Consider the following 15454-nt stretch of genomic DNA (forward strand, 5'->3'; position numbering starts at 1 on the left):
CTCTGTGAACGCTGCCAATGGGCTGGCGTAGGCGACTCCTGGCAGGGCACTCTGGTGGTCTCCTATGGAACCGCAAAAGGACTACGTGCTTCGCACTGTGGAGGAGCGGGGGGTGCGCCTCATCCGGCTCTGGTTCACCGATGTGCTGGGCCAGCTCAAGTCGGTGGCCATCTCTCCGGCGGAGTTAGCCGACGCCTTCGATGAGGGACTGCAGTTCGACGGCTCGGCCATCGATGGCTTCTCCCGTGTGCAGGAGAGCGATGTGCTGGCCGTACCCGACGCGTCCACATTCGAGTTGCTGCCGTGGGCCGACCCCGAAGAGCCCTCCGGACGTGTGTTCTGCGACATCCGCAATCCCGACGGCACCCCGTTCGAGGGCGATCCCCGCTGGGTGATGCGCCGCAGCCTGGCCAAGGCGGCCGAGATGGGCTACACGTTCTACACCGCTCCCGAAGTGGAGTTCTTCTATTTCCGGCACGGCGATCCCGACCAGCCGCTGACGCCGCTGGACAACGCCTCCTACTTCGATTTGACCACCGCGGATGTGGCCAGCCCGTTGCGCAAACGCACCATCACCATGTTGGAGGCCATGGGCATCCCGGTGGAGTACTCCTTCCACGAGGACAGCCCCAGCCAGCATGAGATCGACCTGCGCTACACCGAAGCGCTGAGCATGGCCGACAACGTGATGACGTTGAGACTGGTGGTGCGCAAGCTGGCCCTCGACCGGGATCTGCACGCCACGTTCATGCCCAAGCCGCTCAACGGCGTACAGGGATCGGGCATGCACACCCACATGTCGCTGTTCGAGAACGACGTCAACGCCTTCCACGACGCCGGAGACGACTACGGCCTGTCGAAAACGGCCAAGGCCTTTATCGCCGGCCTGCTGCACCACGCCCGGGAGATCACCGCGGTCACCAACCAGCTGGTGAACAGCTACAAGCGGCTGGTGGCCGGCGATGAGGCGCCCACCTTCGTGTCGTGGGCCCGCAACAACCGCTCGGCGCTGGTGCGGGTGCCGGTGGTGAAGCCGGGCAAGGAATCGTCCACTCGAATCGAATACCGGGCGCTCGACTCGGCGGCTAACCCCTATTTGGCGTTCTCCGCGGTGTTGGCCGCCGGCTTGAAGGGAGTGCAGGAGGGCTATGAGCTGCCGCCTGAGGCAGCCGCCGACCTCTACACCATGACCAGGGGCCAAGCTCGGTCCAAGGGTTTCGAGGAGCTGCCCATGTCGCTGTCAGAGGCCCTGGACGTGCTGGAGGAATCGCCGCTGATGGTTGACGTGTTGGGCGAGCACATCCACGAGTGGTTCTTGCGCAACAAGCGGGCCGAGTTCGCCGAGTACCGCCGGGAGGTCACGCCCTTCGAGCTCCGCCGTTACTTGAACACCTGGTAGTTGCTGTGACTGAGCCGCTGCTCGTTTTTCCCGATCCGCCGCCGCCGGAACTGGTGCGCACGCTGGACTTGGGGGGCTACAGCTGGAAGGCGGTGGGCAGCGCCCAAGAGCCGGAGGGCCGGTGGCTGGGCGCGGTGGTGGCGGTGGATGAGAACCCCGAAGACGCGTTCGGATTCTGTCGTTCACTGAACCGAAGGGGCTTGGACATCCCGGTGCTGCTGCTTATCTCCGGTGCTCGTCTAGACGAACTGGAGATGCGCGACGACCTCTATACCGACTTCTGCCTCACCCCATTCCACCAGCGGGAATTGGAAGCCCGGCTGGCCCACCTGGTGTGGCGATCGGGCACCGCGCTGCGCCCGGAGCTCATCGAATACGGACCGCTGGTGCTGAACGTGGAGACCTATCAGGCCACCATCACCGGCCGGCCGCTCGACCTCACCTACATGGAGTACGAATTGCTGAAGTTCTTGGCCAGTTCGCCCGGCAAAGTGTTCACCCGAGAGACGCTGCTCAGCCGGGTGTGGGGCTACGACTACTTCGGCGGCGCCCGCACCGTGGACGTCCACGTCCGCCGTCTGCGGGCCAAGCTGGGCGAAGAGCACGCCAGCCTCATCACCACCGTCCGCTCCGTTGGCTACCGCTTCGGCCTCTCCCGCTGGGAGCGGTAACCGCTCAGCCGGAGTAGGCCCAGAGTTCGATTTCTACCGCTGGGGGGACCACCAAGTTGCCCCAGGGCATTATCTGGGTTACCTAACGGGAAATGGTGCGGTAGTCGCCGTTCAGGTCGGTCAGGGCAGACCGAATGTTCGGACCGTCGTCTCCCGTCCAAACACAGAGGGGTCCATCAAGATGTTCAGCGGCAGCTACCGCCTCAGCACCGAGGACGGAGAGCCGAAATGCGTCTGCTAATTCGGCGATCCGAAAGGCGAGGGTGCGAAGGGGTACGACCTCAATGTCATCGGGAAGAGAGACAAGCTGTCGTCCCAGTGCTTGGCGTGCCTTAGTCGGCCATGATCCGGTTAGCTTTCCCCCAGCAGATGACACCACACTTCGGCAAAGTCGCAATAGATACAGATTGGTGGTGGCTGGTTCGTAATCAGTGAGGACCTGAGCGAGCCCATTGCCTGCTTCGCCAGACAACAGATCGCGAAGCAGGTGGTCATCTAGAACCGCTCTGGTCATGTGGTGGCGAGATCGGGGTCACCTGCCAGTGAATCCACAAATGCTGCATGTTCGTCGCGGCTGAGAAGGTCGCTAAGCAGACTTCGCCCTTCTCCCCGGGGCACCGTAAGCACCCCGAACCCCAGGTCGAGAACGTCGACTGGGCCGCCATCGCCAAGGTTCCAGCGATGCCTAGCCTGAGCAGGCAGCGACATCTGCCCCGATGACGACACGAGAAACTCCAGCACTGTAGCCATGGTGGACATCTTATTTGGTAAAAGAGTGCTTATCACCAAGTGATTGTCGGCCTCATCACCACCGTAAGAACCGTCGGCTACCGCTTCGGCCTCTCCCACTGGGACCGGTAACCGCTCAGCCGGAGTAGGCCCAGAGTTCGATTTCTACTAGGGCGCCCAGGGGTAGGGCGGCGACGCCGACGGCGGAGCGGGCAGGGCGATTGTCGCCGAAACACTCGATGTAGGCCTGGTTCATGGTGCCGAAATCATCCATGTGCAACAGGAAGACGGTGGCCTTCACCACGTCGTCCAGAGTGGCCCCCTCGGTGGCCAGCGCCGACTCGGCGTTGGCCACTGCTCGGCGGAACTGGGCGATGAGCCCGCCGGGCACCAGCGAGCCGTCGACGATCCCGATTTGACCCGAGCAGATGAGGAGGTTTCCCGCCCGGACGATGGGAGAATAGGGTCCAACCGGAGTACTCATATTTGAGGATCATATGGAAGCCAGCAGCCAGGGTCACCAAAACCAGGACATCGAGTCTCTGATTGCCACCAGTCCATGGCCGGAGGACGCCCGTTCCCTCATCGACGCTCTCGGTATCACCGACGAGCGCCGGGCCCGGGCGGCGGCCATGCTGGCCGGAGCTTCTCGCAGCATGAGCAAGGCGGTGCGGCGCGATCCCAGTCTGCTCGGAGTGCTCGACCCGCCCGCCGACTTTGCCACCGAGAAAATCTCGCTGACCGCCCCCGACGACGATGATGCCCTCGACGGCCTGCGGCGGTGGAAGCGGCGCCAGCTTCTGCGTATCGCGCTGCGCGATCTGCTGGGCGAGGCCGACCTGGCCACCGTGGGCCGGGAACTGTCGCTGTTGGCCGACGCTTGTTTCGTCCGCGCCTTGGAGATCGCCGACGAAGGACCGCCGTTGGCCATCATCGGGATGGGCAAGCTGGGCGGCAACGAGCTGAACTACGCCAGCGATGTCGACATCGTCTTCGCCCACGAGGGCGACTCCACCGCAGCCGCCCGTCGAGCCCGGAAAGTGCTGGACATCCTCACCGCGTTCACCCCCGAGGGGCAGGTGTACCGGGTGGACATCGAGTTGCGGCCCGAAGGAGGCGCTGGAGCGCTGAGCCGCACTCCGGAAGCGTTCGGAACCTACTTCGATCGCTGGGCGGTGTCCTGGGAGCGCCAAGCCTACATAAAAACCCGGTTGTCAGCCGGTGACCCCGAGTTGGGCAACGCCTTCTTTGATGCCATCAAGCCCGGGGTTTGGGGTGAGAACTTGGAAGCCGACACCGTGCCCCACCTTCGCGCCCTGAAGCTGCGGGTGGAGGAGTCGGCCAAGCTGAAGGGCGACCGGGAGCTCAAGAAGGGCCCCGGTGGGCTCCGGGACATCGAGTTCACCGTGCAGCTCTTGCAGCTGGTCCACGGCCGCACCGACCCCACCATCCGCTCCCCCAACACCCTCACTGCTCTCCGCCAGCTCAGCTGGGGGGAGTACATCGACCATGCCGATGCGGTTCATTTCACCACCGCCTACATTCACCTGCGCACCGTGGAGCACCGGGTGCAGCTCCGCGACGAGCGCCAGACCCACGAGCTGCCCACCGCCGACGCCGACCGGGAGTGGGCGGCCCGAGCATCCGGCTTCGAAAGCCTGGACGCATTCCAGGAATCCCACACCCGCCATCAGACCTCGGTCCGGGAGATCCACCAGCGGATCTTCTACCGTCAAACCCTCGACCGGATGCACGAGACCGGACTGGTGAGCGAGCTGCTTCCCGATCACCTCGGACAATTGGGCTTCGCCGATCCCGATCGGGCCGCCGCCACCATCGAGCGCCTCACCGAGAACCTCGGCCGTCGGGCCAACGTGATGCAGCAGGTTCTGGTCATCATGGTGGAGGCCCTGGCCACCACCCCCGATCCCGACCTGGGGTTGGTCCGCCTGGCATGGCTTTTGGACGGCTCCTTCCGGGTCGGCACCATCCTCCCGGTGCTGCGCGACTCCCCCATTGCCATCAGCGACATCGCCCGGCTGTTGGGATCGAGCCGAGTGGCCGCGGGATGGATGCGCAACCACCCGGAGTTCGCCCGCTCGCTGATGAACCCCGAGGAGCTGGCCCATGCCCGCACTGCGGAAGCCCTGGTTGCCGAGGCCACCGAGGCCATGCAGTCAGCCGCTGGCGATCACGACCTCCAGATGGCCGAGCTGCGGCGGTTCGTGCGGCGCGAGCAGCTTCGGGTGGCGGCCCGAGACATCCTGGGGCTGGCCTCGATCATCGAGATTCCCCAGGAGCTGACCCTTATCGCCGACGCCGCGGTGGCGGCCGCCGTCGACTCGCTGGCCCCAGAGGTGCCCTTCGCCGTGATCGGAATGGGGCGCTATGGGGGCCTCGACCTTTCCTATGCCTCTGATCTGGATGTGATCTTCGTGTACGAGGGGGCAGGCTCTGATGACGCCAGGGCGGCAAACCGCGCCGCCCGGGGCCTGCTCAAAGAGATCGGGGCTCAAACCGCCGAAGGCCGAGCCTGGGAGATTGACGCGCGGTTGCGCCCTGAAGGCGAGAACGGACAGCTCGCCCGATCGCTGGAGGGGTACCAACGGTATTACGAGGAACGGGGTCAGCTATGGGAGCGCCAGTCTCTGCTCAAACGCCGCTTCGTGGCGGGAGACGACGATCTGGGAAACCGATTTCTCCAGTTGGCCGACAAGTGGTGCTACCAGCCCGACTTCAGCGATACCGAGGCTGATGAGATCCGCGCCATGAAGCGCCGCATCGAAGCTGAGCGGCTGGGCACCGGCAGCAAGGCCCGGGACGTGAAGCTCGGCGCGGGCGGGCTCAGCGACATCGAGTTCACCGTGCAGCTCATGCAGCTTCAGCACGGATTCGGAAGGACTTCGATCCGCGACAACCGCACGCTGCCCGCGCTGGCCGGTCTGTCGGAGCACAACCTGCTGGACATCGGCGACCGGGCCACCCTGGATGTGGGCTATCGCTTCTGCCAGCGGTTCCGCAACGCCCGCTACCACCTCTCAGGACTCTCTTCAGACGTGTTCCCCGATGACGACCATGAAGAACTGTTGCTGGCCCGACGACTCGGCTATCCCAGCAACCGGGACTTAGAAGCCGACTACCAGGAGATCACCGACGCCGTTCGAGAAGTAACCGACCGGCTGCTCTACGGAGAGTCTGACTGAGCATCCAGCCGACCTGTTGGCCAGTCGGGGGGATGGCCGGCGGCCTGCCAGGTGGCTGCGGCCACGGCGGCGAACACGGCGTCGGAGCAGTTGACGGGCGGGCCGTCGGACGGCTCGATCTCCACCTCGACCGGGGGCATCCGAGATGCGGGCACGACGCCGAAAGAGCGGATAGTGAGGTCGTGGACCTCGCCGTCGGGGCCGACGGTGAGCGCCTCGGAGGCCACCCAGCTATAGGCCATATGCGCGGCGCCGATGCAATAGGAGCGCAACACGATCTCATCCAGCGGTTCGCCGCCGTACGCCTGAATCCGCAGGCTGCCTCCATTCCACTCGGCTCGGGCCGAGCCCCCGCCCGGAGAGGTGATCGGCTGAAAGCCATCGCCCAACGCGCTCAGCGCTACGGCGGCCTCAACCCATCCTGCACCCCGAATGGCGACCGAGGTGGGAGGTCCGGCGATGTCTGCTTCTTCTACCGTCAGGGCAGAGGAAACCGACGCGACGGCATCGGCCACCCCCGGCGTGCGCACTACCCGAACCACCCCTTGGCCATCGGCGTTGATCCCAATGGCCACCGGCGGGCGTTTGGGACCGTGCCGAACACAGTCCTCACGCGACCACAGCACCCGAACCGGACGGCCGTGCTCATCGGCCAGCTGGCGGGCGATTGCCGGAAGCGGTGACACCACCTTGGCCCCGAACGCACCGCCGTTGGCCAGGGGACTGGCTGGCTCACCGCCGGGTGCGCACCACGAGGCGTCGGTCTCCAGATAGGCGGGCTCCACCCAGGAGGTGCGAAGTCGAACCGCCCAGTCACCGTCGGGGAATTCCAGGGGCATGGGCCGATCATCGGGGGTGCGGCGGCCTTGCACTTTGCCGGCCACCGCTCGGGCCTCGGCCACCGTCTCCCCCAGTGCCCAACCACCCTTGCCGTCGGACAACGCCACCAGCGCCCCCTCGGGCACGGTGTCGTCGGCAAAGCCGCCTTCCCCCAACGACACAGCAGTCCCAACCTCCTGAGGCACTCCGCCCTCCAATTCGGCTCGTTGGGCAGCGGCGGCCCAATCCCGATCGGAAACGGCCATGCCAAAGCCTTCCCAGGCTTCCAGGATGGTCTGCCAACCGGTGCAGCGGCACAGATGGGCGGCCAACGCCGTGGCCGCGGATGAGCGGAGGCGTTCCGGGTCGGCGCGGGCATCCAGGCCGGCCAGACGCATGACGATGCCGGGGGTGCAAAAGCCGCACTGGCTGGCCCCGGCGGCGCAGAAGGCCTCGCCCCAGCAGGCCCGAGTCTCTTCCGGCAGGCCGGCCAAGGTGGTGATCGCCCGTCCCGCCACCCGGCGAGCGGGCGTAACACACGACACCCGGGGCTTCCCGTTCACCCAGACCGTGCAGCAGCCGCATTGCCCTTGGGGGCTGCATCCGTCTTTCACCGAGCTGATGCCGAGTCGATCGCGCAACACCTCCATGAGCGAGGCGCCATCGTCGGGAACCTCCACAGGGTGGCCGTCTACGGTGAACTCCAATGCGGCCGCCATTCGCGGCGTTGAATTAGCTGAAGCTCTGGCCGCAGCCGCAGGTGCGCTGAGCGTTGGGGTTGGTGATGGAAAACCCCGCGTCGGTCAGACCGTCTTTGTAGTCGAGAACCGCGCCTTCCAGCAGGGCCGCGCTGGAGGAGTCGACCACTACCTTGACATCGCCGAACAGAACTTCGTTGTCTTCGGCGCCGATATCAGCGTCGAAGTACATCTCGTAGTTGAAGCCTGAGCAACCGCCAGGGCGAACCGCCACCCGCAGGGCCAGCTCTTCATCGTCGGTCTGCTCCTGGCGGACCAGGTCTCCGACTTTGCTGGTTGCTGCGTTTGTGAGTGTGATCACACGCTTCTCCCTATCCGGTTCTGCGAACGAGTGTAAGTCTACCCGCAGGCTTGGCCCGTATACATACCCGATAGCATGACCACCGTGAGCGTTGGAACCGCCGCGGACTTGCCGACGGTTGACGATGTGATGGCCGTGCTACGCGGGGTGATCGACCCCGAGCTGGGCACCGACATCGTTGATTTGGGCATGGCCCGGCGCGCGGTGGTCAATCCCGACGGCTTGGTCGAGGTAACGGTGGCCCTCACCACCTCGGGATGTCCGCTGCGGGCCCAGATCCAGCGAGACGTTCGCAGCCGGGTGGGCGGGCTACCCGGTGTGGAGAAGGTAAAGATCCACTGGAGAGAGTTGACCCAAGATGAGAAGGCGGCGGCCATGGCCAAGGCCCGGTTCAACGTCTCCCAGAACGCTCCTGTCACCGCAGTGCCCCCGACTGCCAAGGTCGTGATGGTGGCGTCGGGCAAAGGCGGGGTGGGCAAGTCGACCATCACGGTGAACCTGGCCGCCGAATTGGCCCGCCGGGGCATGCGGGTCGGGGTGATGGACGCCGACATCTGGGGCTATTCGGTACCCCGGATGCTGGGGGTTGAAGGCCGTCTGTCCGGCGCCGAAGACGAGAAGAAGATCGTCCCCAACGAGAAGCAGGTGGGCGAGGGTGTACTCGAAGTGGTGTCGATGGGGTTCCTGGTCGATCGGGAGGAGACCGCGCTGATGTGGCGAGGGCTCATTTTGAACCGGGCCGTCCAGCACTTTCTTGAAGATGTGCGCTGGGGACCGGTGGATTACCTGCTGATCGACATGCCCCCGGGCACCGGCGACGTGCAGATGGGCATCGCCAAGATGCTCCCCCAAGCTGAGATGATGGTGGTGACCACTCCGGCTCGCAGTGCCCAGAAAGTGGCCACTCGTGTGGCCTCGATGGGGCGGTCCAACTATCTCCGGATCGTCGGGGTGATTGAGAACATGAGCGCGTTCGTGGCCCCCGACGGGGAGTGTTACGAGATATTCGGCCAGGGAGGCGGTCAAGAGTTGGCTGATGAGCTGGGTGTGCCGCTGCTGGGCCAGGTGCCCATCGACGGCTCGGTGGCCTCCGGTGGCGACGACGGGGCCCCCGTTGTGCTGGAGGAAATCCCCGGTGCGGCCGGTAATGCATTGCGAGCGGTGGCCGACCGCCTGCTGGAAGAGGTCCCTCCGGTGGACATGGCCAGCTGCACGGCGCGGATTTTTGAAGCCGCCGAGCAGGCTCTAGCCAATCTCGACATCGTCTCTTCATAGGATTCCACCGTGCTGGTATGGCTGGTCCTACTGTTCATCGCGGTGCCGCTGGTCGAGCTGTACGTGATTGTGGAGACGGCCAGAAGCATCGGGACGCTGGAAACCATCGGCTTGTTAATCTTGGTCAGCGTTGTCGGCGCGTGGATGGTGAAGGCTCAGGGGCTGGCGGTGCTCTGGCGGGTCCGGAGCAAGCTGGCTGAGGGCCTGATGCCGGGCCGGGAATTGGTGGATGGGGCCTTGGTGCTGCTGGCCGGGGCGCTCATGCTCACGCCCGGGTTCGTGACCGACGCCATCGGATTGTTGCTGTTGTTCCCGCCCACTCGGATGGCAATCCGCCCGTTCATCATTCGCCGCTTCCGCCACCGCGTCACCTACTACGGTCCCGGAGACAGCGGTCCGGGCACCATTCACGACACCGATCTGGCCGACGGCGATTAATCGGCTACAGATGACGGCCGATTAGCAGAGCCATACGCTGAGGGCCGTGAAACCTCCCCCGGTGGATGTGGGGGCCTTGCCCTCGCTCACGATCCAGGAGACCATACGCTGAAGCCCGTGAGACCTCCCTCGGTGGACGCTTTGGCCCGGTCGTTGGCAGACACCGGGCTGCCCCACCCCCTGTTGGTGGACGCTGCCCGGGCGGCAATCGCCGACGGCGACCCTGAAGGGGTGGAGGAGCGAGCCCGGCGCCACGCCCAGGCCGCGGCACGGGCATTGCTTCAGCCGGTGGTGAACGCCACCGGGGTTTTGCTGCACACCAACCTGGGGAGGGCGCCGCTGGCGGTGGCGGTCGAAGCGGCGTATGCCAATCTCGAATTGGATCTGTCCTCGGGGCGGCGAGGTTCTCGTCACGCCCATGCCGCCGCCTTGCTGGCCCGACTGTGCGAAGCAGAGGACGCCATCGTCGTGAACAACGGGGCGTCGGCCGTGCTGTTGGTATTGGCTGCCTTGTCCACTGGCCGGGGCGCGGCAGTGTCTCGGGGCGAGCTGGTGGAGATCGGCGGAGGATTCCGAGTGCCGGACGTCATGGAGCAGTCCGGAGCCCGGCTGGTTGAGGTGGGCACCACCAACCGCACTCGACTGGCTGATTTTGCATCGGCAGTGGAAAACCCGGCCAACGACACCGCCCTCGCCCTGAAGGTACACCAATCCAACTACCGCATCGTGGGGTTCACCGAACACGTAACCGTGGCCGAGATGTCCACCCTCAACGTCCCGGTGGTGGCCGATATCGGGTCGGGGCTGGTGGATGCCGCTTGCCCTTGGTTAGACGACGGCCCGCCGTCGTGGCTAGCGGGCGAGCCCGCGGCCCGGCAGACTTTGGGCGACGGGGCGGCGCTGGTCACGTTCTCGGGCGACAAGCTGTTCGGAGGTCCCCAGGCCGGGATCATCGCCGGGCGAGCCGACTTGGTGAGGCGATGCGCCCAGCACCCCCTGGCTCGGGCGCTGAGACCGGGCAGCCTGGTGTTGAGTGCCCTCCAACAGGTGGCCTTGGCCTATTTGCGGCGAGATGGGCAGGCCATCGACTTCTGGCGGATGGCGTCGCTAGCCACCGCCGACCTGAAAATCCGGGTTCAAGCGGTGGTGTCGGAGTCAGGCGCCGGGGAGGCAGCACAGATGGCGTCGGTGCCCGGTGGCGGCACGCTTCCCGGGACAGAGATCGACTCGTGCGGCGTGGTGCTGGACGGCGATTGCACGGCTCCCTTGCGCGCCGGATCGCCCCCGATCATCGCCCGAGTGAGCGACGACCGAACGTGGCTCGACCTGCGGACGGTGGCCCCCGATGATGACCGCTACGTGATCGCCGCCCTGAAGGCTCTTGGGTGAGCATCACCATTTCCACCGCCGGCCATGTGGATCACGGAAAGTCCACGCTGGTGGAGGCGCTCACCGGAGTTGATCCCGACCGGTTTGCCGAGGAGAAGGCCCGAGGCCTGACCATCGACTTGGGCTTCGGTTCTGCGCCATTGCCCTCGGGGCGGTCGGTGTCGATCATCGATGTGCCCGGGCACGAGCGGTTCATTCGCAACATGCTGGCCGGGGTCGGCGCGGTAGATGCCTGCCTATTCGTGGTGGCGGCCAACGAGGGGTGGATGCCCCAATCCGAGGAGCACCTTCGCATACTGGAATTGCTGGGGGTGTCCCACGGGCTGATCGCGTTGACCAAAGTGGGACTGTGCGACGCCGACATCTCGGAGTTGGCCCGCCTGGAGGTGGAGGAGCGAGTAGAGGACACGTTCTTGGCCGGTGCGCCGGTGGTGGAGACCGACGTAGTGGACGACCTGGGCATTGACGATTTGCGAGCCGGGTTGGACGATTTGGTGGACCGGACTCCCGCGGCCGCCGACCTGCGAAGGCCAAGGCTGTGGGTTGACCGGGCATTCGCGGCCCGGGGCGCGGGCACGGTGGTGACTGGCACGCTCACCGGAGGGCAAATCCGAGTAGACGACGAGCTGGTGCTCAGGCCCCGGGGTGCTGCGGTGAGAGTGAGGGCCTTGCAGAGTCACCACAGCCAGCGAACCAAGATCGGACCGGGCAACCGGGTGGCGGTCAACCTGTCAGGAGTCGGCCATCAAGAGGTGGTCCGCGGCGATGTTCTGGTGAGAGCCGGGCAGTGGCATCTGACCAACCGGTTCGACGCCTCCCTAACCGTACTGAGCACGCTGGATCACGAGGTTTCCCGCCGGGGGGCACATGCCATCTACGTCGGGGCGTGTGAATTGCCGGCCCGCATGCGCATCCTCGGGTTGGAGGCGCTGTCACCGGGCGAGGCCGGGCTTGTTCGGCTTCATCTCCCCCAGCGGCTGCCACTGCTGCCCGGAGACCGATTCGTATTGCGGGAAAGCGGCCGGGCCGAGACCATTGGGGGTGGAACCGTTCTCGATATCGACCCGGTGCTGGCGGCTTCAAGGGCCAGGCCCGACCTGTCGGTCGACCGGGTAGTGGCCGAGCGGGGTTGGGTGGAAGCCGAGCGGTTGGCCCTGTTGACCGGACAGCGGCGCGAACCCGATGTCGGTCGCTGGGTGGTGAGTCTGACCGTGCTTGATGAGGCCAAGGCTCGGCTTCGCGCCGCGGTGGATGATGCCGGTCCCCTGGGCCTGGACATCGCCGGCTTGGACGAGAAAGACCGGGCAGTGCTGAGCCTCATGGAGGAAATGGCCACCGAAGGCGGTCGAGTTCGCCCTATCGGTCAATCGGATCCGTTTGAAAACCACCGGTACACCGCTGCGCTGGAGGCAGCTCCCTTCACCCCGCCCGATCCCGAAGCTGTGGGCGTGGACCGGAGTGAAGTGCGGGAGCTGGTGAAGCGGGGAGTGATTGTAGAGCAGGATGGGGTGTTCTTCGCGGCCTCAACGCTGGTGGCAGCCCGATCAGCGGTGGCCGAGATGCTGGCCGATCAGCCCGACGGGGTAACGGTGGCAGAAGTGCGGGAGCGCTTGGCGACCACGCGCAAGTACGCCTTGCCGTTGCTGGCTTGGCTCGACGGGCAGGGAGCAACTCGCCGAAGAGGTGATGTGAGAATCGCCGGGCCTCGCCTTTGACGAGGCAGAGATCAATTCCGACGTCGGCTGAGGATCTCCCGGCGCTCCAACTCGTTGAGCCCACCCCAGATACCGTGCTGTTCCCGGATTTTCAGGGCATATTCACGGCACTCTTCAATCACACTGCATTCCTCGCAAATGGCCTTGGCCCGGCCTTCCCGCTCGAGCTTCTCTTCCTTGCGCTCAAACGACGGAGGCGGGAAGAACACAGCCGCGTGCGGCCCACGACAGGCTGCCTTTACTTGCCAGGCCCTTTCGTTGGTGACGGCGCTCACTCTTGACTACCCCCTTTTGGCGGACCTTATAGGCGAAGTTCGCCGCGCACAAGATGAGGGCAATGCAAGTGAGAACCGATCTTGACGATTTTTCTCGACTCTGAGACGACCGTGGCTCTAACGACGGCGCTCTCGGTAGTCGCGAGCTGCCCCTTCAAGGGGCTCCACTTCTAGCCACAAGCCGTCGATTTCAATCACCCTGACCTGGTCGCCAGCAGTGACCGGCGTGGCCCGATTGCATCGAGCCCGCCACAGCGCACCCCGAATTCGCACCACTCCGTCGGGAGAGACGTCCTCGACCACTTCACCCAACTCGCCGACCATCCAGTCCCGGCCAATGGTGGGCGTGGAGAAGCGAGTGCGCACCATCGACGGCATCCCTGAAAACATGGCCACCGCCACCGCCCCGGTCATCACCACCATGGGAATCCACGACATGGACACGCCGTCGTAGAGCCACCAGGTTCCCGCGGCGAACATGACCATTCCGGCACTGGTCCAAAAGCGGGGCACCGACGTTTGGATGTCGATGCCGAACGCCACCATCGAGGCGACCAGGAGCGCCAACGCCCAGGTGTTGTGGGGCAGCACCGACAGCCCGTAGCCGGCCAAGATGAACAACACCGCGCCCAAGACCCCGGCCACCCCGATACCCGCGGTGAAAAACTCGAACAGCATGAGTCCCATGCCGATGGTCAGCAGCAGATAGGCGACCGGCGGGCTGGCCACGGTGTGGAACAGTTGGTGGGCCAGCGACAAGCCTCGGAATTGAACCTGGGTGACTGGTTCCAGACGAGGCTGGCCGTCCACGTTGACCAAGTTGGAGGCAAAGCCGAGGTGGTCGAGGTCGACCAAGAAGTCGCCAATGAGCGGGGCCACGCACTGCTCAACTTCGGGGGGGACTCGCACGGTTTGGGGGTCGAAGGGGATGCCAGCCTCGTTGTACCGGTCGCGAAGATCGTCGATGGTACGCGGTTCGCAGGCGATCACCCCTTCGGAGATGAGTTCTCTCCAGCCGAGCCTGTGGTCTCTGATCAGATCTTGTTTGGCCCAGGCCACGGGATATTCGGCCAGCATCGGGAGCGGAATGCCGAGATCGCCCACGTTGGTGCCGGGGGCGATGCCCACTTCATCGGCAATGGCAAAGAGCTGAGCCACCTTGCCTTCCAAAGAAGAGCCGTTCGGACCGACCCAAACCGCGATGGGCACCGGTGAGGCGGCGATGGATTCGGCCAGCTCGCCCAAGCGCTGGTCGGACACCACAGAGCGATTGCTGTCAACCCTGAAGACAAGGAGGGTGGCGTCCGCGTCGGCCACATCATTTACCGAGTCCTCGATGAGTTCGGCCATCACCGGATCCAGCAAGCCGGTGACCTCCACCACCACGGCCAAACCGGCATCGGTTGCTCCGTTGGACTGCGCGGCCGCCGATCCCACTCCGGCCAGGCCGACAGCAGTCAGGATGCCGCCTCCCACGAGGCAGGCAGCAGCCAACTTCAATCGCGGTGATCGCACTGTTGTCTTACAACGCCTCGGGGGAGTCGGTGTCCAGCAGCGATGTCAGCGCTTCCTCTGGGGTTTCGGCCACCGGAACGATTCGGTCGAACCCGGTGGTATGCAGCAGTCGAGCCAGTGCACCCTCTCCACAGGCCACGACGACCTCGCCGTCAGAATCTCGGATCCGCCGAATGCCACCGATCAGTGCACCCAAGCCAGCCGAATCCATAAACGGAACCGATCCCAGGTCGATGAGTAGTCGGGGCTCAAGGGCTAGGTCGCCGATCCGTTCCCGGAATTGGGCCACGGTGTAGGCGTCGATCTCGCCTTGGGGACGAAGCACCGTGTGGGTGTCCAGATTTTCGACTTCGATCTCGAGCACAGTGCCTCCCCTTGACCGCCCCCGATGCTAACGCGGGACAGCCCAAATGCCATCGGCCAGCCACATATCCAAGGAGGTCCGTCAGCACGCTGTGTTGACATCGATTTGGATACCATCGGAGCGTGACGCATGTGCTCTTGGCCACCGACAGCGATTCTGTGTTCAACACGGTAGATGCTGCTTTGGGCAGCGATACATCCGAAATCAGCAGGGTTCGAGCTGGTGTGGAGGTGCTGGACGCGGTGCGGGAGCAAGAACCTGATGTGGTGATATGCGATCTTCAGATCGGCAACATGGGGGGGATGGCCACTTGCCTGGATCTTCGCATGGAGGCGGAGATGGGGCGGGTGCCGGAGACTCGGGTCTTGATGCTGTTGGATCGGGAGGCTGATGTGTATCTGGCGAAGCAGGCTCGGTCTGATGGGTGGATTGTGAAGCCTTTGGATGCGGTGAGTGTGCAGCGGGCGGTTGCTGCGGTTTTGGACTGAACCGATATATTTGAGCGGACGGGCAGTGGCGCAGCTTGGTAGCGCGCTTCGTTCGGGACGAAGAGGTCGTGGGTTCAAATCCCGCCTGCCCGACCCAGCTTTTGGCCTTTTTGGC

General features: G+C 64.9%; 14 protein-coding genes, 1 tRNA gene and 1 pseudogene. 9 read left to right on the plus strand and 7 right to left on the minus strand.

Annotated features, from left to right (window positions below):
* Nucleotides 1-64 precede the first annotated feature (64 nt).
* Entirely contained in the window at nucleotides 65-1399 is a 1335-nt protein-coding gene (locus tag OXG30_01365; protein ID MCY4133551.1) for a glutamine synthetase family protein, read from the plus strand.
* A gap of 377 nt (nucleotides 1400-1776) precedes the next feature.
* Nucleotides 1777-2070 (plus strand): annotated as a pseudogene (locus OXG30_01370) (winged helix-turn-helix domain-containing protein).
* Nucleotides 2071-2580: 510 nt separating this feature from the next.
* On the opposite strand, the gene OXG30_01375 reads toward OXG30_01370, so the two are convergent.
* Together OXG30_01375 and OXG30_01380 are read right to left on the minus strand one after the other, a co-directional pair.
* Nucleotides 2581-2820 carry a hypothetical protein gene (locus tag OXG30_01375; GenBank protein ID MCY4133552.1) on the minus strand — a complete coding sequence of 80 codons (240 nt, stop codon included), beginning with the start codon at nucleotides 2818-2820 and terminating at the stop codon, nucleotides 2581-2583.
* Between the two features lie 115 nt (nucleotides 2821-2935).
* The gene (locus OXG30_01380) at nucleotides 2936-3283 is read right to left on the minus strand and encodes a RidA family protein (protein ID MCY4133553.1); all 348 of its coding nucleotides are present in this window, start codon (nucleotides 3281-3283) and stop codon (nucleotides 2936-2938) included.
* Nucleotides 3284-3296: 13 nt separating this feature from the next.
* Here OXG30_01380 and OXG30_01385 point away from each other — a divergent pair, with 13 nt between their 5' ends.
* On the plus strand, nucleotides 3297-6002 hold the full coding sequence (locus OXG30_01385) for a bifunctional [glutamine synthetase] adenylyltransferase/[glutamine synthetase]-adenylyl-L-tyrosine phosphorylase (protein ID MCY4133554.1): 2706 nt from the start codon (nucleotides 3297-3299) through the stop codon (nucleotides 6000-6002).
* Here OXG30_01385 and OXG30_01390 read toward each other — a convergent pair.
* Nucleotides 5984-7540, minus strand: coding sequence for a 2Fe-2S iron-sulfur cluster-binding protein (locus OXG30_01390; protein MCY4133555.1), 1557 nt, complete (start codon nucleotides 7538-7540; stop codon nucleotides 5984-5986). The two genes, OXG30_01385 and OXG30_01390, sit on opposite strands and share 19 nt — an antisense overlap.
* Nucleotides 7541-7553: 13 nt before the next feature.
* Nucleotides 7554-7880, minus strand: coding sequence for an iron-sulfur cluster assembly accessory protein (locus OXG30_01395; GenBank protein ID MCY4133556.1), 327 nt, complete (start codon nucleotides 7878-7880; stop codon nucleotides 7554-7556).
* A gap of 84 nt (nucleotides 7881-7964) precedes the next feature.
* Here OXG30_01395 and OXG30_01400 point away from each other — a divergent pair, with 84 nt between their 5' ends.
* From OXG30_01400 to selB, 4 genes are all read left to right on the plus strand, one after another.
* Nucleotides 7965-9155, plus strand: coding sequence for an Mrp/NBP35 family ATP-binding protein (locus tag OXG30_01400; GenBank protein ID MCY4133557.1), 1191 nt, complete (start codon nucleotides 7965-7967; stop codon nucleotides 9153-9155).
* A 9-nt stretch (nucleotides 9156-9164) separates the two neighbouring features.
* Nucleotides 9165-9593 carry an FxsA family protein gene (locus tag OXG30_01405; GenBank protein MCY4133558.1) on the plus strand — a complete coding sequence of 143 codons (429 nt, stop codon included), beginning with the start codon at nucleotides 9165-9167 and terminating at the stop codon, nucleotides 9591-9593.
* A gap of 117 nt (nucleotides 9594-9710) precedes the next feature.
* Nucleotides 9711-10982, plus strand: a complete 1272-nt coding sequence (selA, locus tag OXG30_01410) for an L-seryl-tRNA(Sec) selenium transferase (GenBank protein MCY4133559.1) — start codon at nucleotides 9711-9713, stop codon at nucleotides 10980-10982.
* Nucleotides 10979-12697 carry a selenocysteine-specific translation elongation factor gene (gene selB, locus OXG30_01415; protein ID MCY4133560.1) on the plus strand — a complete coding sequence of 573 codons (1719 nt, stop codon included), beginning with the start codon at nucleotides 10979-10981 and terminating at the stop codon, nucleotides 12695-12697. The genes selA and selB overlap by 4 nt, the downstream gene beginning before the upstream one ends.
* Before the next feature lie 11 nt (nucleotides 12698-12708).
* On the opposite strand, the gene OXG30_01420 is transcribed toward selB, so the two are convergent.
* The 3 genes from OXG30_01420 to OXG30_01430 form a co-directional block, all read right to left on the minus strand.
* Nucleotides 12709-12972, minus strand: coding sequence for a WhiB family transcriptional regulator (locus OXG30_01420; GenBank protein MCY4133561.1), 264 nt, complete (start codon nucleotides 12970-12972; stop codon nucleotides 12709-12711).
* Nucleotides 12973-13089: 117 nt separating this feature from the next.
* Nucleotides 13090-14472 carry a hypothetical protein gene (locus tag OXG30_01425; GenBank protein ID MCY4133562.1) on the minus strand — a complete coding sequence of 461 codons (1383 nt, stop codon included), beginning with the start codon at nucleotides 14470-14472 and terminating at the stop codon, nucleotides 13090-13092.
* A 22-nt stretch (nucleotides 14473-14494) separates the two neighbouring features.
* On the minus strand, nucleotides 14495-14851 hold the full coding sequence (locus tag OXG30_01430) for an anti-sigma factor antagonist (protein MCY4133563.1): 357 nt from the start codon (nucleotides 14849-14851) through the stop codon (nucleotides 14495-14497).
* A 122-nt stretch (nucleotides 14852-14973) separates the two neighbouring features.
* On the opposite strand from OXG30_01430, the gene OXG30_01435 reads away from it, so the two are divergent.
* Complete coding sequence (locus tag OXG30_01435; protein ID MCY4133564.1) at nucleotides 14974-15339, plus strand: response regulator; 366 nt, start codon at nucleotides 14974-14976, stop codon at nucleotides 15337-15339.
* Between the two features lie 19 nt (nucleotides 15340-15358).
* Nucleotides 15359-15432 (plus strand) — tRNA-Pro (locus OXG30_01440).
* Nucleotides 15433-15454: the final 22 nt, after the last annotated feature.

The organism is bacterium, assembly GCA_026708015.1.
Lineage (GTDB): Bacteria > Actinomycetota > Acidimicrobiia > Acidimicrobiales > Bin134 > Poriferisocius.